Genomic DNA, 22,171 nt, shown 5'->3' on the forward strand with positions numbered 1-22,171 from the left:
GCTTGATTATGCATTTATTAACTTACTCGATCGTTACCGGCTCATCGACAATTCGATTTACTCGTCATGGAACGACTGTGCAGCGTTTTCCGTTCCCTTCGGGTTGAATGCCTTTCGGATCGCCGCAAAACGCTTGACCTTGTCGACGGTCGGCCCATCGTTTTGGATAACGACCCGTGGATCTTCAGTAATGCCAAGATCTCTCAGCGTGACCTGTTCTTCCGGATGGCTGCAAATGGGACGCCAGCCTTTGCCCCGGTTAAACTCCACGCGCACAACAAAACTTTGCTCTACTTCCAGCTGTGTCCACGCGACAGTCGCGGCACGCACCCAATAGGATCGGTTGCAATATTCGACTTCAACCAATCCGTCGGCTTGCCTTGTGTAAATCCTGTGTGACCCTCGAAAAATCCGGTTGTCGTCCCGCGAGATAATATAGATATCGCCAATTTTCGGGATTGCGCTCTGTGCGATGGCACCGGAGGCAGAAGCAACGAGAATTGCTGTCGTGAACAATAGTTTTTGAAACCACATGATTAGCTATCCCTATCGCGAAATCCGTTCGCGTCATTGCTTTGTCCAACGAGAATTTCTGTCTTGTTTGCTTGAAAATAAAATGGGTTCTTGTAGATCAGATTGAGAGTGGACAGGGCGTTTTATTAAAAGTTTAAAATACCAGGAGTTACGTCTTCCCAGGTTCGGATCTGGCATCGACCAGACTCAGTGGCTGTGGAAGCTTCCGTCAGATTTATCTGTGGTTTCTGCGCGAAAAATTGCGCCGATTGCTGCAAGGCGGTTGATCGGTGGTTCGCCTTCTTCAAGGCTCGCAAGATATTCGCGGGCGCTCAGTTTAACTCCGATGTCAGTGAGTGTGACCTGGCGCTCGGGGTTTGCGCAGATAGGACGCCAACCGCGACCGAAATTGAACTCGACGTGAACCGTATTGCCACGTTCGACCTCGATCTGTGTCCAGGCAATCGAATTGCCGCGCACGAAGTATCGACGGGAACAGTAAGCCAACTGATGGGTCTCGGCGGCGCGTTCCTTGAACAGTTTGTGGCTGCCGAGAAACTTGCCATCCGGATCTCTGGAGATCAGGTAATAGTCGCCCGGTTGCGGTATCGTCTCGGCAAGTGCCGATGTGGCCAGGCTCAAGACGGCAAAAAGGATCGCTATACGGGTTTTCATTTGCAGGATCTGTCCGGGAAAAGTTGTCGCCCAATCTTCGTGGACTATACTCTGTCACAGGATCAGAACCCAGCAAGAATGCGAGGGAGCGTTAATAAGTGCTTTCAGAATCAAGCGAATTTAGAACTGACGTAAGTGCAGTCTGCACTGTCTCAAGACGAATTGTCTGTCGACCGCGATCTGCAAACCAGCAGTGAAGGTGCCGGGTGGACCCATCACGTGTTGCGATTGCAATGTGAACCGTACCGACCGGCTTTTCGTGTGAACCGCCTCCTGGACCCGCAATGCCCGTGACTGAAACAGCAATGTCCGCACGGGAGCGGGACAGGGCTCCTTCTGCCATTGCAACGGCAACTTCCTTGCTGACGGCACCCATGGTTGATATGAGATTTGCCGGGATGCCCAACAGTTCCGTTTTTGCTTCGTTTGAATAGGTGACAAAGCCCCTGTCGACCACAGCCGATGACCCGGCTATTTCGGTCAGGGTCCCGGAAATAAGGCCTCCCGTGCATGATTCTGCTGTTGCAATCATTTTGCCCCTGAACTTCAGCTCGTCCAGAACCCTGACAGCAAGAGGTGCAAGGTCATCCAATCCAGTCAGTGTTTTTTCAGTCATCTTGGTGTTGCTCGTTTTCGTCGAAAGGCAGACGCACCGTAACACTTGCAAGAGCGGCAATCCCCTCTCTGCGGCCCGTGAACCCCAGTTTTTCAGAGGTCGTGGCCTTTACTGAAACGCGGGACACGGGAATGTCGCAGATCCGGGCCAACGATTCACGGATCTCGCTTCTATATGGTCCAATCTTCGGTTCCTCGCAGACGATTGTCACATCCACATGCGCAAGTCTTCCGCCGAGCTTGTTCACTCTGCATAGCGCATCGCGTTGAAAAATGTCTGACGAGGCGCCTTTCCATTGCGGATCACTTGGAGGAAAGTGGCTGCCGATGTCGCCCTCACCAATGGCGCCAAGTGTTGCATCTGTAACCGCGTGCAGCACAACGTCGGCGTCGGAATGTCCCTTCAGTTTCCGTGTGTGAGGAATGCTCGCGCCAGCGAGTATGACTGCATCCCCTTTGTCGAATGCATGCACGTCATAGCCGATGCCTGTGCGTACATCCTGGAGTTCAGACAGTGGCCTGATTGAACTGGTCCTGATTGCCATTGAATATTGTCTTGCCTGCCGGTCTGCGCGTTTGAGATCACGTGCTGTTGTTATCTTGAAGTTTTGCGGGTCGCCCTCGCTGAGTAGAACGGTTTCCCCGGCCCATTCCGCGAGACTGGTATCGTCCGTGAACTCCGTCTTTTCTTCCTCGGCGGCTTTCAGGTGCGCAGTCAGAATTTTCTCCAGCGGAAAAGCCTGAGGTGTCTGGGCCGCCCATATGCCGTTTCTGTCAATTGTTTCAAGCGGAGTGTCGGGTGCAACTGTCTTTTTGAGAGTATCGGCAATCGGTACAGCGGCAAGCACCCCGTCTGCACCGTCATCAAGCGATGACAGGATCGCGTCGACAACAACAGGTGAAACAAACGGGCGTGCGGCATCATGAATGAGAACGAAATCGCATCCGGTCTCGCCAAGGGTCTTCAGGCCTTCCAATACAGATTGCTGGCGGGTCTTCCCGCCATAGGCAAAGGGCTGCAGCTTTGCGGACGTTTCAGGCGCCGACACTTCGACAGCCGCTTCATAGAGCGCTACGTCGTCCGGATGAATGACGGTCAGGACAACGGAAATTCGGGGATGACGTGCCAGGGCGTCCAATGTATGTGACAGGACCGGCCTACCGGCAATATGCCGGTATTGTTTCGGCTGGGTGTTTTCAGGATCTGCCAGGCGTGCGCCACGCCCTGCCGCAACGACAAGAGCAGCAGCTGTTTTTTCCATATGCGATCTCCTTGAACCCGGTCCGGATAAAATCACTGACCGTCTTTAACGACGAACGTTGTCAATTCGCAAATTTTGACTTGTTGCGCTGCAGAAAATGTCTACAATATAGGCATATTAAAATTTGCACAGGTAATAAGCAGAAATGAGAGCCTTGTGCCGGAACCAATGAAAACTCTTACGATCGGTCAACACGTTTTGCCGAACCGTGCGGTTCTTGCGCCAATGTCGGGCGTGACGGATCTGCCATTTCGCAAGCTTGCCGCGCGGTATGGCGCCGGCATGGTCGTCAGTGAAATGGTGGCCAGCGAATCCTTTGTGAAGGGGGATGCCGAAACCCAGATGCGCGCCGAAGCCCAGAATGGCGGACTGCACGTGGTTCAGCTTGCCGGCCGGGAAGCCCGCTGGATGGGTGAGGCAGCCAAGGTCATCGCAGACATGGGTACCGATGTGATCGACATCAACATGGGATGCCCCGCCAAAAAGGTGACCTCAGGTTATTCCGGGTCGGCGTTGATGCGAAACCTGGATCATGCGCTGACGCTCATTGAAGCGACAGTTGAAGCTGTCGATGTTCCGGTGACCGTAAAGATGCGGCTGGGTTGGGACGACAGGTCTCTCAACGCAGCTGAGCTGGCACGACGCGCAGAGAGCGCAGGTGTTCAGTTGATTACCGTCCACGGCCGGACACGTTGCCAATTCTACAAGGGGACGGCGGACTGGTGCGCAATCGGGGACGTTAAGAGGGCGATTTCGCTGCCATTGATTGCTAACGGCGACTGCAAGAGCATCGAGGACGCGGAAGCCATGCTCGAAGCCTCCAACGCTGATGGTGTGATGATCGGACGGGGCGCTTATGGCCGTCCTTGGCTTCCGGGGCATGTCGGGCATTATCTCGCGACAGGAGAAAAGCTTTCTCCGCCTTCGGGACACGAGCTCGCGGATCTCGTCTCGGAACACTACGAGTCAATTCTTGGTCACTACGGACAGTTCGCAGGTGTGCGCATCGCCCGCAAACACCTGGGCTGGTATCTCGACGAGGCGTGTTTGCTTGGAGGAGATCAGATGCCTGGAGCGGAACGGAAGGCTCTCATGACCTCGAACCAGCCGTCAGAAATTTTGCGCCTTGCATCAGATTGGTTCTCTGCTTCAAAAGATCGGGTAGCTGCGTGAGTGAAATGACATCCGAGAGCGCCAGAGCGGCCTTGCTCGCAAGTGACGGGCCTACCATTTTGGATGCGCTGCCGCACCCGGTCCTGCTTGTCGCCCCTGACGGTGTGATCGAATCCGCCAATATGGCAGCCGAGATATTCATGCGGTCGAGCGCGTCCTTTCTCAGGCGCCATCCCATCAGTGAATTTGTCCCCTTCGGCAGTCCCTTGCTGACGTTGATCGATCAGGTTCGTGAAAGGGCTGCTCCGGTCAACGAGTACAAGGTGGATATCGGTTCGCCTCGCATCGGCGCACCCAAGATTGTCGACATCAACGCCGCCCCGGTCGCCGATCGTCCCGGCGCGGTCGTGTTGATGTTTCAAGAACGCACAATGGCTGAAAAAATTGATCGGCAACTGACTTCGAGAGGCGCAGCGAGAACCGTAACGAGCCTTGCCGCGATGCTGGCGCACGAGATCAAGAATCCCTTGTCGGGAATAAGAGGTGCGGCCCAATTGCTCGAGCAATCTGTTGTAGATGACGACAGATCCCTGACACGGCTCATCATGGACGAAACAGACCGTATCGTAAGACTGGTCGACCGCATGGAGGTCTTTTCCGATGAGCGGCCTATCGAACGGGACCCGGTCAACATTCATGTAGTCCTGGATCGCGTAAAAAGCCTCTCCGACAAAGGGTTTGCACGCAACAAGCGAATTGTTGAAATCTATGACCCGTCTCTGCCGCCGGTCTATGCGAACAAGGACCAGCTCATGCAGGTTTTTCTGAATCTGGTCAAGAATGCCAGTGAGGCAATCGGCGATGACCCGGATGGAGAAATCCGGATTTCAACGGCCTTTCGTCCAGGCGTCAGGCTGTCTGTGCCCGGCACCGAGGCCCGCGTGAGCCTGCCGCTGGAGTTTTGCGTGCAGGACAATGGTCCCGGCGTACCGGACGATCTACTGCCGCACCTTTTCGAACCCTTCATCACGACCAAGACAAACGGGTCCGGGCTGGGCCTTGCACTGGTTGCCAAGATCATTGGGGATCACGGCGGCGTCATCGAGTGCGACAGCCAGCGCGAAAGAACCGTTTTCCGCATCCTGATGCCGGCTTTCACCGAAGGTGGAAATCCGGTTTCCGATCTGAATAGCCGAGGAATTGAATGACAATGCCGACGGGTACAATCCTTGTTGCAGATGACGACGCTGCCATTCGCACCGTTCTCAATCAAGCGCTGTCTAGGGCGGGATATACGGTTCGCCTGACCTCGAACGCCTCGACGCTCTGGCGTTGGATCTCGTCCGGTGACGGGGATCTGGTGATTACCGACGTCGTGATGCCGGATGAAAACATCTTTGATGTCCTGCCACGCATGAAAAAAATGCGGCCCGAGTTGCCTGTGCTGGTGATGAGTGCCCAGAACACCTTCATGACTGCAATCAAGGCGTCCGAAAAAGGTGCTTATGAGTACCTGCCAAAGCCCTTTGATCTGAAAGAGCTCACGAACATCGTCCAGAGGGCCATGGAGGAGCCCAAGAAACGGCCGGCGCTTGACATGGACGATGCAGGCGAGGGCATGCCGCTCGTGGGCAGATCACCCGCGATGCAGGAGATCTATCGCGTCCTGGCGCGCCTTATGCAAACCGACCTGACAGTAATGATCAATGGGGAGTCGGGAACCGGCAAGGAACTCGTGGCACGCGCGCTCCATGACTATGGCAAGCGGCGAAACGGTCCGTTCGTGGCAATCAACATGGCCGCAATACCTCGTGACCTGATCGAGGCTGAATTGTTCGGGCACGAGAAGGGAGCGTTTACCGGCGCTCAGAACCGTAGTTCGGGCCGCTTTGAGCAGGCAGACGGTGGTACTTTGTTCCTCGATGAAATCGGCGACATGCCGATGGAGGCACAGACAAGGCTTCTGCGCGTCTTGCAACAGGGCGAGTACACGACCGTTGGCGGGCGTACACCGATCAAAACCGATGTTCGCATTGTTGCGGCGACGAACAAGGACCTCAGGCACCTGATCAATCAGGGCCTGTTTCGGGAAGACCTGTATTTCAGGTTGAATGTGGTTCCAATCCGACTGCCTCCGCTGCGCGAACGGGTTGAGGACATCCCGGATCTGGCGCGCCATTTTTTCTCCCTCGTGGAAAAGGAAGGCCTGCAGGCCAAACAGATAGATCAGGGCGCGCTGAACATGCTTCGGCGCTACCGTTGGCCGGGAAACGTGCGAGAACTGGAAAACCTCGTCCGCCGTCTCGCAGCGCTCTACCCGCAGGATGTTATCAGTGAAAGCCTTCTGGAGCAGGAACTCAGCCAGCAGGAAACTGCGACGGCAACAGAGGAAGTCACCGAGACAATCAATTTGGGAGGAGCCGTCGAGAGATATCTTTCCGGATACTTTGATACCTTTGGGGAGGCACTTCCACCTCCGGGGCTTTACCACCGCATTTTACGGGAAGTCGAATATCCATTGATCAGTGCAGCACTGGCCGCGACCCGGGGCAATCAGATCAAGGCGGCAGAGCTCCTGGGTGTCAATCGAAATACCTTGCGGAAAAAGATCAGGGATCTGGACATTCAGGTTCTGCGTTCGGCTCGATAAGCGGAACTTTCCACCAGGTTTCATGCACGCGGCTCCATTCCGTCTTCAGCTCGTGGGAGCGGCAGGGAGGGGTGTTCCATATCTAATCCCGAGGCAATCTCACGACATGTTGTAGTCGCACAAGGCAAATTCGGTTACGAAAGAAAGCTGAATCTGTCCGATTTTTCAGGCGTTTGATTATAATACACCGCTCGTCCACCGCAAAATTCCAGGCGTGGGACAAGTCTGTCGTAATTTCGCAACATTGTGTGATAAGTTTGCAGCAAATATTCGTTCGAGCCGCATTCATTCAGCGGCCAGAGATGTTCTAGAGGCTGCATGATACTGGAAACAGTTCAGCAATCCGTCGTGCAATCAAGTGCTTCGGGCAAGCTTTGGCGACGAGCCGGTCTTGCGGTGATGGTGGTCGCGCTGATCTCCATTGCGGTGACATTTGTCATCCTGATGGGGCTGACCTCGGTCGATCCGACACGAAATGTCATTATGACGGCGATGGCGATCAACGGTGCTCTTGCCGTTGTGCTTCTGGGCGTGGTCTCCGTCGAAATTGTGAAGCTCTGGCAGGCGCGAAGGCGAGGGCGCGCGGCAGCGCGGCTTCATGTTCGTGTGGTTGCCCTCTTCAGCCTGGTTGCAGCGGTGCCCGCTGTGATGATGGCAATCCTGGCAGCGGTTACGCTCGACAGGGGGCTTGATCGCTGGTTTGAGGATCGTACGCGGCAAATCATCGACAATGCCCTGACAGTTGCGCAGGCCTATCTACAGGAGCACGCCAGAGTGCTTCGTGGCGATCTGATCGCAATGACGAAGGATATCGATCGCGCCAAGGCGATTTACGAATTCGAGCCGACACGCTTTGACCAGTTCTTTGCGACACAAGTATCGCTTCGCGGGATCCTTGGCGCGATGATACTGGACGGAAAGGGTGATGTCGTGACACGGGTCATACTTGATCCAAACGCCAAGATCCCGTTGCCACCGGCCGACAGTTTCTTCAAGGCAAAGTCGGGGGATCCCATCCTCATTGCGCCCGGCAAGTCCAATCTTGTCGGCGGGGTCATGAAGCTGTCCGCGTATGACGACTTTTATCTTTATGCGGTGCGCGTGATTGATCCTCGGGTGGTGGAATACCTGCGTCTTGCCGAAACGGGGGCATCGCAGTACCAGCAGATGGAGAGCAGCCGATTCGGCGTGCAGGTTGCCTTTGCCCTGGTTTATCTGGGCGTGGCCCTGATATTGCTCCTGTCGGCGATCTGGATCGGTTTCGGTTTCGCAAATCGTCTGGTCTCTCCGATCAGGGTTCTGATTTCTGCTGCCGATGAAGTTTCCAAAGGCAACCTTGCGGTAAAGGTACAGACCGACAAATCCGGTGGTGACCTGACCAACCTCGGCCAGACATTCAACAAGATGACAGGCCAATTGCTTGGACAACGTGATGCCCTGCTTGCGGCAAACGAGCAGATTGATCGAAGGCGCAGGTTCAATGAAGCTGTCCTGTCAGGTGTTTCGACGGGCGTCATCGGTGTTGATGACGAAGCCTCGATCATGCTGATCAACAGGTCAGCCCTGGAACTCTTGCAACTTGACGAGGTTCAGATCCTCAACAAACCTCTGACAGAGGTGGTTCCCGAACTTGCTGAATGCATCGGCAGTGTTCTTGAAAACAACAGCGAAAAACTGCCGGAAACCCAGATCGAAATAACAAGGGGCGGGCGACTCAGAACGGTCAGCGTTCGCATCACAAGCGAACAATCCACCCGAAGGGAGCATGGGTTCGTCGTGACGCTGGACGACATCACCAATCTGGTATCGGCACAGCGCAATTCGGCATGGGCGGATGTTGCGAGACGTATTGCCCACGAAATCAAAAATCCGTTGACCCCGATCCAATTGTCGGCGGAACGCATTCGCAGGCGTTACGGCAAGCGGATCGAAGAAGATCGCGAAGTCTTCGATCAGTGTATCGATACGATTGTCCGGCAAGTCGGCGACATCGGTCAGATGGTGGACGAGTTTTCGTCCTTTGCGCGAATGCGGAAACCTAACAAGGTTTCCGGCGATCTTCGAGAAGCCGTACGCGATGCTGCGTTCATGCAATCAGTCGCCAATCCGGAGATATCGGTTACGGCAGATGTTCCAGGCGATCCGGTCAAGGCGGTTTTCGACCCGCGTCTCATCGGTCAGGCACTGACGAATGTCGTCAAGAATGCGACGGAGGCCGTCGCTGCGCGCTCTGGCGAGGATACACCGAAAGGTGTGGTTTCCGTTCATCTGCGCGGTGAAACGGATAACAATTCTGGTCGTATTGTCATTGATGTGATCGACAATGGCGTCGGTTTACCTGAAGAAAACCGAAGCCGACTGCTAGAACCATACATGACGACCCGCGAGAAGGGCACGGGCCTCGGTCTTGCGATTGTCCGCAAAATTCTGGAAGACCACGGTGGTGGCGTCGAATTGCTCGATGCCCCCAAATCAACCCCCGATGAAACAGGCACTCTGGTGCGTTTGACGCTGGCAGCTGATGCTGCGTCCGCATCGGAAAGCGAAGAACAAGATCAAGCAGTGGCAGCACATGGCGCATGATATTCTGGTCGTAGACGACGAAACCGATATTCGTGAAATGATCGCGGGTATTCTCGATGATGACGGGTACGGCACAAGGACCGCACGTGATTCCGACAGTGCGCTTGCCGCGGTCAAGGAACGCAAGCCGTCGCTTGTCATCCTGGACATCTGGTTACAGGGAAGCCGTCTTGACGGACTTGCCCTCCTGGATGTTTTCAAGGAAACAGACCCGGATCTTCCGGTCGTGATCATTTCGGGTCACGGCAATATCGAAACCGCTGTCTCGGCGATCAAGCGTGGTGCCTACGACTACATTGAAAAACCGTTCAAGGCGGACCGTCTCGTCCACATTGTCGAACGCGCACTTGAAGCGTCCAGCCTGAAGCGGGAGATCCGGGATCTCAAGCAACGCAGTGGCGAGACCAGCGATATCATCGGCAGTTCGTCAGCAGCGCACAATCTGCGCCAGACGATCCAGAAAATAGCCGGAACGAACAGCCGCATCCTGATTGTCGGTCCTTCCGGCGCGGGAAAAGAACGCGCCGCGCGGATGATCCACGATCAGTCGCTTCGCACGAAGAGCCCGTTCGTGGTGTTGAACGCGGCAACAATTACGCCGGCGCGGATGGAAGAAGAGCTGTTCGGAATCGAGGACGAAAACGGCAATCTGAGGAAAATCGGCGCGCTGGAAGAAGCGCATGGCGGAACGCTCTATCTTGATGAAGTTGCCGACATGCCTGCCGAGACACAGGGCAAGATCCTGCGCGTTCTGGTCGAGCAAAGTTTTGCGCGTGTCGGTGGGACGCAAAAGGTTCAGGTCGACATCCGGATCCTGTCGTCCACCTCAAAAAATCTTGAAGAACACATCACGTCTGGATTGTTCCGGCAGGATCTTTATCACCGCCTTAGCGTCGTTCCGCTGCGCGTGCCGGGACTTGCTGAACGCAGGGAAGATATTCCGGTTCTCGTCCACCATTTCATGGAACAGATTTCCGGAGCTTCCGGCATACCTCTGCGTCCGATCGGAGACGATGCCATGGCTGTCTTGCAGACCCATGACTGGCCGGGGAACGTGCGTCAGTTGCGCAACAACGTCGAGCGACTCATGATTTTGAGCCGAGGAGAACCTGACAGCACGATCACCGCTGATCTGCTTCCGTCGGAAATCGGTGAAACCCTGCCCAACCTGCCGACGTCAGGAACCGGCGAACACCTGATGTCCGTCCCGTTGAGAGAAGCACGAGAGATTTTCGAGCGCGAATACCTTCAGGCGCAGATCAAGAGATTTGACGGGAACATCTCGCGCACCGCGGAATTTGTCGGTATGGAACGCTCTGCGCTGCACCGCAAACTGAAAACACTCGGAATGACCTGAGAGCGGTGAAGCCTGGTCGTGGAAGTCCATAGCGGAAAAGGGGTCTCCCCATGAAAATCGTCATTTGCGGCGCCGGTCAGGTCGGTTACGGCATCGCAGAACGTCTCGCTGCAGAGCAGAACGATGTCTCCGTGATCGATTCCTCGCCGCAGCTGATCAATGCCATAGGTGATCAACTCGATGTGCGCGGCTTTGTCGGGCACGGCGCTCATCCCGATATTCTGGCGCAAGCTGGCGCGGAAGAAGCGGACATGATCGTGGCGGTCACGCTCTATGACGAAGTGAACATGGTTGCCTGTCAAGTGGCCCATTCCCTGTTCAATGTGCCGACAAAGGTCGCGCGCATTCGCGCACAGTCCTATCTTCAGGGGCGCTGGCGCAATCTCTTTTCGCGCGATCACATGCCGATCGACGTTATCATTTCGCCAGAAATCGAGGTTGGGGAAATGGTCTTGAGGCGCCTGGCATTACCGGGTGCAGTCGAAACCGTGCGATTTGCGGACGATCAGGTCGTTGTGGTCGGGATCATGTGTGAAGAGGATTGCCCGGTTGTTGATACACCGCTGCGCCAGCTGACCGAACTGTTTCCGGACCTTGGTGCAGTCGTCGTCGGGCTTTACCGCAACCATCGTCTTTTTGTACCAAAAAGCAGCGATTCCATTCTGACCGGTGATCTTGCCTATGTTGTCGCCCGGCGTGATCAGGTGCGGAGAACGCTGAGCATTTTCGGTCATGAGGAGCCAGAAGCCGCAAAGGTTGTTATCGCGGGCGGAGGCAATATCGGCCTTTACGTGGCCAAGGCTCTCGAACAGCGCCAGAGCGGAACAAAAATCAAGCTGATCGAGTCGTCACGAGAACGGGCAATGTCTGTTGCCGATGAATTGAAACGGTCCGTCATTCTCCACGGTAGCGCCTTGGATCAGATCATCCTGAACGAAGCCGATGCCGGTGACGCCGATACGATGGTCGCGCTCACAAACGAGGACGAAGTCAATATTCTTTCGTCAGTCATGGCCAAGAAACTTGGTTGCCGCCGGTCGCTGTCGCTGCTGAACAGTCCCAGCTATCCGGCATTTGCCAATGCGCTTGGCATCGATGCCTTCATCAATCCGCGCGCCGTGACGATTTCCAGGATCCTGCAGCACGTCCGCAGAGGGCGGATCAGAGGGGTTCATTCTCTGCAAAATGGTGCAGCCGAGATTGTAGAGGCTGAAGCGCTCGATACTTCTCCTCTGGTCGGAAAACCGTTGCGCGTCATCGACTTGCCTTCCGGGATCAGGGTTGGTGCCGTTTTCCGGGGTGGAGAAGTGCTTACGCCCAATGGAGACCTGCAAATTCAGGCGCAGGACCGCATCGTTATCTTTGCGGTGGCGAACCGGGTCCGGCAGGTAGAACAAATGTTCCGCGTCAGTCTCGATTTCTTTTAGGCCGAATTGCCCGTTTTCTGTTCTTGCAATTACCCGACCGAACAGTCAAAACTGCGATCGGAGCCTAAAGGCCGTGTTGTTTTGTTTCGCTTGGAGGGGCCATGAGCCGGATCGCCTATGTAAATGGCCAGTATGTTCGGCATGCCGATGCTGCGGTGCACGTAGAGGATCGCGGTTATCAGTTTGCCGATGGCGTTTATGAGGTGTGTGAAGTCTGGCAGGGCAAGATCGTCGATATGCCCAGGCATCTGGACCGCCTGCACAGATCCCTGAACGAGCTCCGGATCGACTGGCCGATGGCCAGAAGTGCCGTCGAGTTTGTTATTAGGCAGGTCATTCGTCGCAATCGGGTTGTCAACGGGTTGGTCTACATACAGGTGACGCGAGGCGTTGCGAAAAGAGATCATTTTTTCCCTGCCGAAGACGTTGCTCCATCAATCGTGGTAACAGCAAAGCCGACCAGTCCTGCGGCATCACAGGTGCAAGCCGAAAAGGGAATCGCCGTCGTCAGCTATCCGGAAAATCGCTGGCCGCGGGTTGATATCAAGACTATCGCGCTCCTGCCGAATGTTCTGGCGAAGCAGCACGCAAAAGAAAACGGCGGCAAGGAAGCCTGGTACATAGATGCCGATGGAAATGTGACGGAAGGCGGTTCGACAAATGCCTGGATCGTCACGAAAGAAGGTGCACTGGTCACGCGTCCGGCCGAAAATGGCATCCTGCGCGGGATCACCCGCGCAGTCGTTCTTGATCTTGTCCAAAAAGAGGGGCTGACGTTTGACGAAAGGCCGTTTAGTCTGGCCGAGGCCTTCGAGGCCAAGGAAGCGTTCGTGACCGCAGCATCCACGCTTGTGATGCCTGTGACACGTATCGATGGCAAAATAATCGGAAATGGGCATCCGGGTTCGGTTGCAACCCGATTGCGTGAATTGTTCCATACTGCTACTGATTTGCAGACGGCATGATTCGATTAGCCTTGTCTGGCTGTATAAATGAGACACGAAAGAGTTGGGGCAGACGGCTCTTTCTGGTGGGCAAACTAAAAGCGGGCAGTTCGTCAAACCTTAGCGTTTGAAATTGAATAGCTTTTGAAGGTAAGCTGCCGATACGCCGGATGCTCGGCCGCATCCGGGGGTAAAACAGGATAAAAAGACTGATGGCTGAGCGCGCACAAAACCTCCAAGACACTTTTCTTAATCACGTTCGTAAACAAAAAACTCCCCTCACGATTTTCCTGATCAATGGTGTGAAATTGCAGGGAGTCGTGACCTGGTTCGATAATTTTTGCGTCCTTCTTCGGCGTGACGGACATTCTCAACTTGTCTATAAGCACGCAATTTCCACAATTATGCCAAATGGTCCTGTTCAACTGTTCGATCAGGCTGAGGAAAACGCTGAAAAGGCTGGCTGATTGAAACCGAAGTCTCGCGCAGACGATTTTTCTAAATCAAACGGTGCTGAAGAGCCGGGGCAAAAATCGCTTGGAATGAAAGATACAGGGGTGGACCGTCTGCCCCAACCCTTCCGTGCGATGATCATCGAGCCGGTTCTACAGCTGCGTGGTGATGCCGGCCAGCAGGACCTGCGCGGCAACAGAAGCCCGGAAGCGCGCCTGGATGAGGCAATCGGTCTGAGCGCAGCGATCAACCTTCAGATATTTCACGCAGGTGTTGTCAAGATAAACAATCCCAAACCGGGAACTCTTTTCGGCGACGGGAAAGTCTCGGAACTTGCGGGCATCGTTGCCAGTGAAGACCTGGATCTGGTCGTGATCGATCATCCGCTTTCTCCTGTTCAGCAACGGAACCTGGAGCGCCGGTTGAAGACAAAGGTCATTGACCGGACAGGGCTCATCCTGGAAATCTTTGGAGACAGGGCTCGGACCAAGGAAGGTCGCCTTCAGGTGGATCTTGCGCACCTGTCCTGGCAAAAAAGCCGGCTCGTCCGCTCGTGGACACACCTGGAACGTCAGCGAGGCGGCGCCGGTTTCATGGGTGGACCGGGGGAGACCCAGATCGAGGCCGACCGTCGTCAGATCCAGGACAGGATCATTGCGCTTCAAAAGCAGCTGGATGGCGTTCGTCGCACGCGGAACCTTCACAGGAGAAAACGCAAGAAAATTCCCCAGCCTGTCGTCGCACTTGTGGGATATACGAATGCCGGCAAGTCGACGCTGTTCAACCGACTGACGGAATCGGATGTGTTTGCAAAGGATCTTCTGTTCGCAACGCTCGATCCTACCTTGCGCAAGATAACCCTGCCGCATGGCAAAGAGGTCATCCTTTCCGATACCGTCGGCTTCATCTCCGATCTTCCGACGCATCTTGTGGCTGCGTTCCGGGCAACGCTCGAAGAAGTTCTCGAAGCGGATCTCATCCTGCATGTGCGGGATATTTCCCACTCCGACACCGAAGCGCAGGCCGAGGATGTAAAGAAGACGCTCAGTGACCTGGGTGTTGATGCCCTGACGGGCGCTCCCGTTATCGAGGTCTGGAACAAGATCGATTGTCTTGACGAAGCTTATCGGGAAAAACTGCTGTCGGAAGCAGGGCAGGAAGGGCCGGTGGCCTTGTCGGCCCTTACCGGCGCCGGTATCGAGCAACTCGCAGGGAGGATAGATGCCTTTATCGCCAGGCATGACGATATCCTGAGTGTCAAACTGCCGGTCGTGGAAGGCGCATTGCTCGCCAAACTCTATCAGATGGCCGACGTGATGGAGCGTGTTGACGGGGAAGACTTCGTGACCGCCGAGGTTCGTGTTTCAGACAAGCAGCGCGGACCGTTTCGGGAATTGTTTTCCGACTATGTTTTTTCTGATGACAGCGACGATCAACCGAATTCATGACAAAGTCGGGTTTCGGTTGAGTTCGCCGAGGCTACGGCAACAGCATAGACCTAGATCTTTCCGGAAATCGTTGAGAGTTCGTCTTGCCGGTTACGTGTCACGACCAGACTCACGACCGCGGCAACGAGACTGGCGAGTGTGATAAAAATGATTGCCCAGACAGTTTCCTGAAGATGTGCCACGGCAGCCAGAGTTGCCGAAAGGCAAATCATCATGATCCGGACAAACGATCTTGCCACCGCAATGCCGTTCACGCGCTGATCCTTGGGTGCGATATCCATGTAGTAGAGGTTTAGCACAGTGATTATTCCCCTGACGGCAACTGTCACCGTGAAGAGTGCCGCAGCGTGGATCCTGACATCATGGTCGATGTCATAGATATGCAGGATCGCGAGTGTCGCCCCTGCAACGGCCACCAACAGGGCGCTTGCGACCATGACAAGCCGGTGCGAGACATTGTTGAGTGCACCCCACAGCGGGCCTGCAACTATGTAACCCATCGCATAGGAAATTATCAAAGCCGTCAGTCCCTTGTTCGATGCGTGATGCGATTCCGCGGAGATGAGCGAGAAGAAGGGTACAGAGAGAACGACCATGGCAAAGATCAATCTCAAGGCAATGAATTTTCTGAACCAGCCGTGCCGCATCATTGTGACTGTGTTGGAAATGTAGTTTGAAAGCGCCTCAATCGGGGACCGGGTTGCTGGCTCTCTCATTGAAGCACTGGCAGAAAAATCCCTGACAGCCAGCACAGCGCATGCCGAGAGCGTGAAACATGTGACCCCGATTGCGACAACGATCGAGTGCCGGTGAAGTGGCGGCAAGTCGAGTGTCAATTCATGCGCAAGCCAGGTGAGTGCGACCGCGATGCCGCCGCCCAGCGCCATTTGTGCATATTTCAGTGTCATCCTTGAGCGTGAATTCAGGTTGTCGCTGATGAAATCAGTCTGCAGCAGTTGTTGAAATTCATCGACCATCCCCATCACGAATACACAGGCAATGAAGACAAGCATTGTCTGCAATTTGTCACCGAACAGGACGGCGATAATCGTCGCACCGAAACACACAGCCAGCGTCATGTCGGACAATGACAGGGCGCGTTTCCGATTTCTGATCCTGGCGATTGCGTCAAAGAAAAAGATGTCTGTCAGCGAACTTGCCGCCTGGCGAATGGAAACCAGAGCGCCCACGAGAAAGATGGGCATGTCCAAAGACACGGCGAGAAATGTCAGGACGATTGAAGGGCTGGCCATCATCCATGCAGCCTGAGCCAAAGTGCTCTGACCGGTCAGCAGTGGAAGGTTTCTTCGTTCCTTGGAGGCCGTTTTCTTGTTCATTGTCTAGCCTGTTCAATGCTGGAAAACCTGAGTACCAATTTCTGGCTCTAGACGAAAGTGTCCAGGCCATCTGTGGCGTCAACTGCTCGAAATGAACTTGAAATTGCCGGAGGGGCTGCAAATGGGATCTGCCGCGTTGGAGCAAATATGCAGAGACACGCGGCTGGATTCGAGGCCGGCAAAGTCAGGACACGGAAATGAAGTTACCTGGCTTCAGCGTCGGAAGGGGGAGTGTCCAACAAACAGCAAACGACCTTTGGCCCGGTGTCTTTTTCAATTAGCTCATTCAGCAGGTCAAGACGTTCCTCGTAGCCCGAGGACCGGTGGATCGCGAGCGACAAAGGCTGTATTTGCAGTATTCCGGTACTTTTATCTATTCCGTTCAGCGACAGCTTGTCGGCCAGATGCAGGATGACTTCCGGGTCGGTCAGGGCGGCATCGATGCGGCCTGCTGCCAGGATACGAGCGAGGTCTTCCTCGTTTTCAGTACCGTCTTCAGGCTGATAGTGCTGATAGATCAGCCTCTGCAAATCCGCCGGATAAACATGGTTGCGGACAAACCCGATCCTGTATTTCGCAAAAAGGTCTTCAACGGTTGTCCAGGAAAGTGTCGACTCGACTCTTTTGACGATACCAACCCTTGAAAATGCAACGGTTTTTGTCGAAACAAAACCAACACCAACCTCCGAAGGCCAGGCTGGAAAGTACCCGACAAAGTCCTCAGAAGCGGAGATTGTTCGTGCCCTGGTCCAGGGCACGAATTCCACCTCGAGTGATATTCCTGCCCGGGCGAGGAGACTGCGAAGCCGGGAGATCGCCGTTCCCTGGCTACTTAGTGAAGAACTCGAATAAGGTGGCCACTCGAGTGAAGCTATTTTCCAGGTTTCCGCGTGAGCCATTTTCGCGCTGAAACCAGACTGAAATATCAAGACGAGGCATATCCTTAGCCAAGTCATGTAACTTGACCGCAGTTTGAACTACAACTGCCTGTTTGAATAAACACCCGTAATCGTGCTCTTTCGCTTAAAAATCTATATTAATTCAATATTTTAATATTATAACTCAACGTCAATTACAAATTGTTATTGCGTGAATTCGAGGCGGCTGAATTCTCAATTCTTATGGGCTCAGCTCAGAAAAAGTGCTGCAAATTTTTCGAAATCGATTTCGTGTACCCTGTGCTACTGAGTGTTACCCACGTATCTGAACTTGAGTATTACGTGCCGTTCTTCCGTGCGATTTGTACAGATGAAAACCTTACAGTTTTTGGCCAGTTGTCTTGTTTCCAATATGTGAGATCTGAGCAAGAACACCCTGTCGATGATGCTGACGTCCAAGGCCATCGTTTATGTCCCAATGCATTGAATTCGTCGTTACCGTTTCGCGGCTTGCCAGGCACTTTCCATTTCCTCCAGTGACATGGTTTCCAAACTCACGTCAGCCTCTCGGGCGTGGGTCTCGATCGCTGCGAAACGGTGCCGGAATTTTCGGTTTGTTCGCCTCAGGGCTTCTTCAGGGTCGATGTCGAGATGCCGGGCAAGATTGGCAAGTGCAAACAATGTGTCGCCGAGTTCGTCGGTAATGCGATCCTTGTCGGGCTCGCCTCTGGAAAGTTCTTCGTCAAGTTCGTGGGTTTCTTCGCGGATCTTGTCGAGCACAAGCCGGGCGTCATTCCAGTCAAAGCCGACCTTGGAGGCGCGACGTTGCAGTTTGTCGGCTTCCTGCAGCGCGGGGAATGCGGTTGGGACGTCGTCCAGGAACCCCTTGTCCGCGTCTTCCAGTCCCAGCGCCTGTCTTTCTGCCCGTTTTTCGGCCTTCTCCTCGGTCTTGATCCGTTCCCAGATCCCCTTGACCAGTTCGGGCTTGTCACCGTTTTCATCGCCGAAGACGTGCGGATGACGACGGATCATCTTTTTGGTGATACCTTCAACCACGTCACCGAAGTCGAAATGCCTGTCTTCTTCCGCCATGCGGGCGTGGTAAACCACCTGAAGGAGCAGGTCTCCCAGTTCCTCGCGAAGGTCCGGCATGTCGTTCTTGGCGATCGCATCGGCAACTTCGTAGGCTTCTTCCAGAGTGTAGGGCGAGATCGTTTCGAAAGACTGTTCCAGATCCCAGGGGCATCCGGTAACGGGTGTCCGCAAGGCGGCCATGATTTCGATAAGACGGGCGATGTCACGGCTTGGTGTCATGAGAGAACCTGTTTCAGATTGCTTGTCATTGCAGCGGTGGCGGGACCGCTTGAGCCGTGGCGCCGGCTAATCGACTTGCGTTGACGTGGCGAGCACCGGATCCCGGATTATGCCTTTTGACATATCCGGGAAGACAAGTGGAGCGGCAATTTATCCGCGGACGGACGGATGCCAGAAAGTGACCGCCCGTTCAATGAGGGCGATTATGCCGTAGAAAAGCGAGCCAGCCAGCGCGGCAACTGCGATCTCGGCCCAGACCATGTCCACATTCATGCGGCCGACTTCCGTGGATATGCGAAACCCCATACCTACGATCGGAGTTCCGAAGAACTCGGCGACGATGGCCCCGATCAACGCGAGAGTGGAATTGATCTTCAAGGCGTTGAAGATGAAAGGCATTGCCATCGGCAGGCGCAGTTTGAACAGTGTCTGCCAATAATTCGAGGCATAGGTCCGCATAAGATCGCGTTGCATAGCATCAGATGCCGCAAGTCCGGCGACCGTGTTCACCAGCATCGGGAAGAATGTCATGATGACGACGACGGCTGCCTTGGACGGCCAGTCGAAGCCAAACCACATCACCATGATGGGAGCAACGCCAATGATCGGCAGAGCCGACACAAGGTTGCCAACCGGCAACAGGCCGCGCCTCAGGAACGGGACCCGGTCCACGAGAATGGCTGCCACGAATGCCGATCCGCATCCGATGGCATAGCCTGCCAGAACGGCCTTCATGAATGTCTGTTGAAAATCCGCCCAAAGAATCGGGACCGATGTCGCAAGGCGGACACCGATTTCAGACGGGGCAGGGAGCAACACCTTGGGGACACCTGCACCGGTGACAATGATTTCCCAGAGCACAAGAATGGAAATGCCGAACAATGCCGGTATCGCAAGATTGATGATCCGGGTGGAGAGGGGTGACCTGGTTTTCCAGATCGCAAGGCGTTCGACGAACAGCCAGGAGGCTGCCCATGTCGCGGCTGTCAGTGCCCAAAAGCCAAGGGCCGCGTCGCCTTGATGATTTGAGACGGTTGTCACCAGGAGCCAGGCGGAGATTGCCGTCACCAAGCCGAGTATCAGATCACCGACCCAGTTGCGCATGAACCCAAGTTCGTAGCGGACGCCGGCAATTGCCAGGATCGCAAGGCATATGGCCAGGCGAGGTATATCCATGACACCGAGGTCAGGTTGAAAAATCCGGCTGAAAAGGCCGACGACCACCATGGCGACGACGAACCAGGCGAGCACGGCCGGCATATCAATGCGCCGTTTGGAAACCGCAGTCGTTGTCATCGTGCCATCCCCATGCGTTTCAGCGCGATCTTTTCAAGTATCCCGATCAGTGCGACGAGTGAACCCGCCAGGAAGGCGGCAACGATCAACGCTGACCATATCTGGATCGTCTGACCGTAGTAGGAACCAGCGAGCAACCGGGCGCCCAGACCCGCTACAGCGCCAGTTGGCAGTTCACCGACAATGGCACCGACAAGCGATGCTGCCATGCCGATCTTCATGGAGGTAAAGAGAAACGGCACGGCATAGGGCAGACGCAGCTTCCAGAAGGCCTGGAAACGGCTTGCGGAATAAGTGTGCATCAGGTCCATGTGGATGATTTCCGGCGATCTAAGGCCCTTGACCATGCCGACAGCGACCGGAAAAAACGAGAGATACGTGGAGATCATTGCCTTGGGCAGCAGCCCGGAAATGCCTACCGCGTTCAGTACCACGATGATCATGGGTGCGATTGCGAGGATCGGAATCGTCTGTGAAGAGATGATCCATGGCATCAGGGATTTGTCGAGCACTCTGGAATGCACGATGCCGACTGCGAGCAGTATTCCCAGCGAAGTGCCTATCAGGAAACCGAGCAACGTGGAAGAAAGCGTGATGCTGCTGTGGTAGATCAGTGATCGTTTCGACGTGATTTTCTTTTCAACCGTCGTGTTCCAGATTTCGACGATGACTTGATGCGGGGCGGGCAAAACGGGTCTTTCCTGAGCCCAGGTATCGGCGATGAACCGGGTGAACTGGACATGTTCCTGACCTGCGCGCTCGTACATCTCCTGCTGGAACGGCGTGTTAAGGACCGCTGCGGAGATGTACCAGATTGCCAGGATTGACAGAACGACAACCGTTACAGGCCCGACGGTCCCGGACATGAGCCCGGCGAACGGGTTGAGGTTGTTGCGAGGCGACGGGAGGGTGGTGTCGGTCATGCGGTTGCTCCGTCCGGCTTCCAGGCAAACAGGATGTCAGGCAGGTTTTCTTCGTTGTCACCGTCAGTGCGCCGGACCTCTTTGAAACCATCCCGCTTGTAGAAATTTTGCGCGCCGGAGTTGGCGACGAAGGTCCAGAGGCTCAATCCCGCGGGGTTTTCTTCCTTGATGCGTTCGAGCATCAATTGACCCAAGCCCTTGTTACGCGCCTTTGTGGCCAGATAAAACCCGGTCACAAAGGCATCGGTGCTTGTTGCGGCGAAGCCGTGGATCTCGTTGTCATCCGTTTCCGCTACCAGAACGTCGCGGTTTTCATAAACGAACTCGCGGTGGTATCGGACAACGTCTTCATGCGAATGGACGCGCGGCATCCAGGGGGTTTCATCGATCCAGTCGTTCAGGATCTCCCCGCACCGAGCCATGTCAACGCGGTTTGCGTTGCGGATCTCGTATGTTTCCTCTGGCTCAATCCTCATAGGAATGTCCTGCCCTGAGACCATCCCTTACCCGGTGCGCGATCTTGAGGAATTCCGGGGACTCGCGAATATCCAGATTTCGCTCGCGCGGCAGGTTGCTTTCGATGACATCGTAAATGCGCCCGGGACGGGGGCAGAGGACGACGATCTTTGAGGACAGGAATACGGCTTCGGGTATGGAGTGGGTGACGAAGACCACAGTCTTGTTGGTCTTGGCCCAGAGTTGAAGAAGCTGTTCGTTCAGGTGATCGCGTACAATCTCGTCAAGCGCTCCGAAAGGCTCGTCCATGAGCAGGAGATCCGGTTCGACGGCAAGAGCGCGGGCGATCGAGGCACGTTGCTGCATGCCACCGGACAGTTGCCAGGGGTACTTTTTCTCAAACCCGGCAAGGTTCACGAGTTCCATGTTCCTTGCGATGCGCTCTTTTTGCTCCGCCCTGGAAAGCCCCATGATCTCCAGAGGCAAGGCAACATTCTTGGCAATGGTCCGCCAGGGATACAGCGCCGCGGCCTGAAAGACGTAGCCGTAAGCCCGATTGAGCCGAGCTTCTTGCGGAGACACCCCGTTGACGGTGATCGAACCGGCGGTCGGCTGTTCAAGGTCGGCAATAACGCGCAGCAGCGTTGTTTTTCCGCAACCTGACGGACCGATAAAGGAAACGAAATCGCCTTCATCGATCTTGAGATCGATGTCGGACAGCGCGTGAACCGGACCGTCATTGGTCTGGAAGGTCAGCGACAGGTTGTCTATGTCGATCACCCTGTTCGGGCTTGCGCTTATTGTTGTTTCCACCATTCCGGTGTCCTTTGCGCTGGCAAGAGCAGTCATTTGTTACCTCGCTACACGAGTCGGGGCCGTTCCACGGGAAGGGATCGCGTCTTCCCTCAACGAGAAGACGCGATCCAT

Annotated in this window: 20 protein-coding genes; 9 read left to right on the top strand and 11 right to left on the bottom strand. The window is 55.0% G+C overall.

The features are described 5' to 3' along the window. Window positions 1-57: 57 nt before the first annotated feature. The 4 genes from LA5095_RS26320 to LA5095_RS26335 all read right to left on the bottom strand — a co-directional run bounded on the left by LA5095_RS26320 (window position 58) and on the right by LA5095_RS26335 (window position 3,065). Window positions 58-534, bottom strand: a complete 477-nt coding sequence (locus tag LA5095_RS26320) for a hypothetical protein (RefSeq protein WP_055120548.1) — start codon at window positions 532-534, stop codon at window positions 58-60. Window positions 535-720: 186 nt separating this feature from the next. Continuing rightward, window positions 721-1,188, bottom strand: coding sequence for a hypothetical protein (locus LA5095_RS26325; RefSeq protein WP_055120551.1), 468 nt, complete (start codon window positions 1,186-1,188; stop codon window positions 721-723). 91 nt (window positions 1,189-1,279) lie between these two features. Further along, window positions 1,280-1,804 carry a CinA family protein gene (locus tag LA5095_RS26330; protein ID WP_055120553.1) on the bottom strand — a complete coding sequence of 175 codons (525 nt, stop codon included), beginning with the start codon at window positions 1,802-1,804 and terminating at the stop codon, window positions 1,280-1,282. Further along, window positions 1,797-3,065 carry a bifunctional 2-C-methyl-D-erythritol 4-phosphate cytidylyltransferase/2-C-methyl-D-erythritol 2,4-cyclodiphosphate synthase gene (locus LA5095_RS26335; RefSeq protein WP_082442917.1) on the bottom strand — a complete coding sequence of 423 codons (1,269 nt, stop codon included), beginning with the start codon at window positions 3,063-3,065 and terminating at the stop codon, window positions 1,797-1,799. The genes LA5095_RS26330 and LA5095_RS26335 overlap by 8 nt, the downstream gene beginning before the upstream one ends. Before the next feature lie 168 nt (window positions 3,066-3,233). On the opposite strand from LA5095_RS26335, the gene dusB reads away from it, so the two are divergent. The 9 genes from dusB to hflX all read left to right on the top strand — a co-directional run bounded on the left by dusB (window position 3,234) and on the right by hflX (window position 15,040). Continuing rightward, complete coding sequence (dusB, locus tag LA5095_RS26340; protein ID WP_055120803.1) at window positions 3,234-4,238, top strand: tRNA dihydrouridine synthase DusB; 1,005 nt, start codon at window positions 3,234-3,236, stop codon at window positions 4,236-4,238. Window positions 4,239-4,243: 5 nt separating this feature from the next. Further along, window positions 4,244-5,386, top strand: coding sequence for a two-component system sensor histidine kinase NtrB (locus LA5095_RS26345; RefSeq protein WP_055120805.1), 1,143 nt, complete (start codon window positions 4,244-4,246; stop codon window positions 5,384-5,386). A gap of 2 nt (window positions 5,387-5,388) precedes the next feature. Continuing rightward, window positions 5,389-6,828: a nitrogen regulation protein NR(I) gene (ntrC, locus tag LA5095_RS26350; protein ID WP_055120807.1), complete on the top strand. Its 1,440-nt coding sequence runs from the start codon at window positions 5,389-5,391 to the stop codon at window positions 6,826-6,828. A 318-nt stretch (window positions 6,829-7,146) separates the two neighbouring features. Beyond that, entirely contained in the window at window positions 7,147-9,411 is a 2,265-nt protein-coding gene (locus LA5095_RS26355; RefSeq protein WP_055120555.1) for a sensor histidine kinase NtrY-like, read from the top strand. Then, window positions 9,401-10,768 carry a nitrogen assimilation response regulator NtrX gene (gene ntrX, locus LA5095_RS26360; protein ID WP_055120809.1) on the top strand — a complete coding sequence of 456 codons (1,368 nt, stop codon included), beginning with the start codon at window positions 9,401-9,403 and terminating at the stop codon, window positions 10,766-10,768. The genes LA5095_RS26355 and ntrX overlap by 11 nt, the downstream gene beginning before the upstream one ends. A 50-nt stretch (window positions 10,769-10,818) precedes the next feature. After that, entirely contained in the window at window positions 10,819-12,195 is a 1,377-nt protein-coding gene (gene trkA, locus LA5095_RS26365; RefSeq protein WP_029065408.1) for a Trk system potassium transporter TrkA, read from the top strand. A gap of 101 nt (window positions 12,196-12,296) precedes the next feature. Next, entirely contained in the window at window positions 12,297-13,160 is an 864-nt protein-coding gene (locus tag LA5095_RS26370) for a D-amino-acid transaminase (protein WP_055120557.1), read from the top strand. A 188-nt stretch (window positions 13,161-13,348) separates the two neighbouring features. Next, window positions 13,349-13,606: an RNA chaperone Hfq gene (gene hfq / locus LA5095_RS32175; RefSeq protein WP_172670818.1), complete on the top strand. Its 258-nt coding sequence runs from the start codon at window positions 13,349-13,351 to the stop codon at window positions 13,604-13,606. 75 nt (window positions 13,607-13,681) lie between these two features. Next, window positions 13,682-15,040, top strand: a complete 1,359-nt coding sequence (gene hflX / locus LA5095_RS26380; protein ID WP_235808882.1) for a GTPase HflX — start codon at window positions 13,682-13,684, stop codon at window positions 15,038-15,040. Window positions 15,041-15,090: 50 nt separating this feature from the next. Here the strand turns inward: hflX and LA5095_RS26385 are convergent, their stop codons facing one another. From LA5095_RS26385 to LA5095_RS26415, 7 genes are all read right to left on the bottom strand, one after another. Then, entirely contained in the window at window positions 15,091-16,377 is a 1,287-nt protein-coding gene (locus LA5095_RS26385; protein ID WP_055120559.1) for an MFS transporter, read from the bottom strand. Window positions 16,378-16,580: 203 nt separating this feature from the next. Further along, on the bottom strand, window positions 16,581-17,306 hold the full coding sequence (locus LA5095_RS26390; RefSeq protein ID WP_144436171.1) for a transporter substrate-binding domain-containing protein: 726 nt from the start codon (window positions 17,304-17,306) through the stop codon (window positions 16,581-16,583). A gap of 444 nt (window positions 17,307-17,750) precedes the next feature. After that, complete coding sequence (gene mazG / locus LA5095_RS26395) at window positions 17,751-18,569, bottom strand: nucleoside triphosphate pyrophosphohydrolase (RefSeq protein WP_055120563.1); 819 nt, start codon at window positions 18,567-18,569, stop codon at window positions 17,751-17,753. A 150-nt stretch (window positions 18,570-18,719) separates the two neighbouring features. Next, the gene (locus LA5095_RS26400) at window positions 18,720-19,865 is read right to left on the bottom strand and encodes an ABC transporter permease (RefSeq protein WP_055120565.1); all 1,146 of its coding nucleotides are present in this window, start codon (window positions 19,863-19,865) and stop codon (window positions 18,720-18,722) included. Beyond that, complete coding sequence (locus LA5095_RS26405) at window positions 19,862-20,788, bottom strand: ABC transporter permease (RefSeq protein ID WP_055120567.1); 927 nt, start codon at window positions 20,786-20,788, stop codon at window positions 19,862-19,864. The genes LA5095_RS26400 and LA5095_RS26405 overlap by 4 nt, the downstream gene beginning before the upstream one ends. Next, window positions 20,785-21,264: a GNAT family N-acetyltransferase gene (locus LA5095_RS26410; RefSeq protein ID WP_055120569.1), complete on the bottom strand. Its 480-nt coding sequence runs from the start codon at window positions 21,262-21,264 to the stop codon at window positions 20,785-20,787. The genes LA5095_RS26405 and LA5095_RS26410 overlap by 4 nt, the downstream gene beginning before the upstream one ends. Beyond that, window positions 21,254-22,060, bottom strand: a complete 807-nt coding sequence (locus LA5095_RS26415) for an ABC transporter ATP-binding protein (protein WP_051645299.1) — start codon at window positions 22,058-22,060, stop codon at window positions 21,254-21,256. Before LA5095_RS26415 ends, LA5095_RS26410 begins: the two co-directional genes overlap by 11 nt. Window positions 22,061-22,171 lie beyond the last annotated feature (111 nt).

This window comes from Roseibium album (assembly GCF_001404515.1).
Classification (GTDB): Bacteria; Pseudomonadota; Alphaproteobacteria; order Rhizobiales; family Stappiaceae; genus Roseibium; species Roseibium album.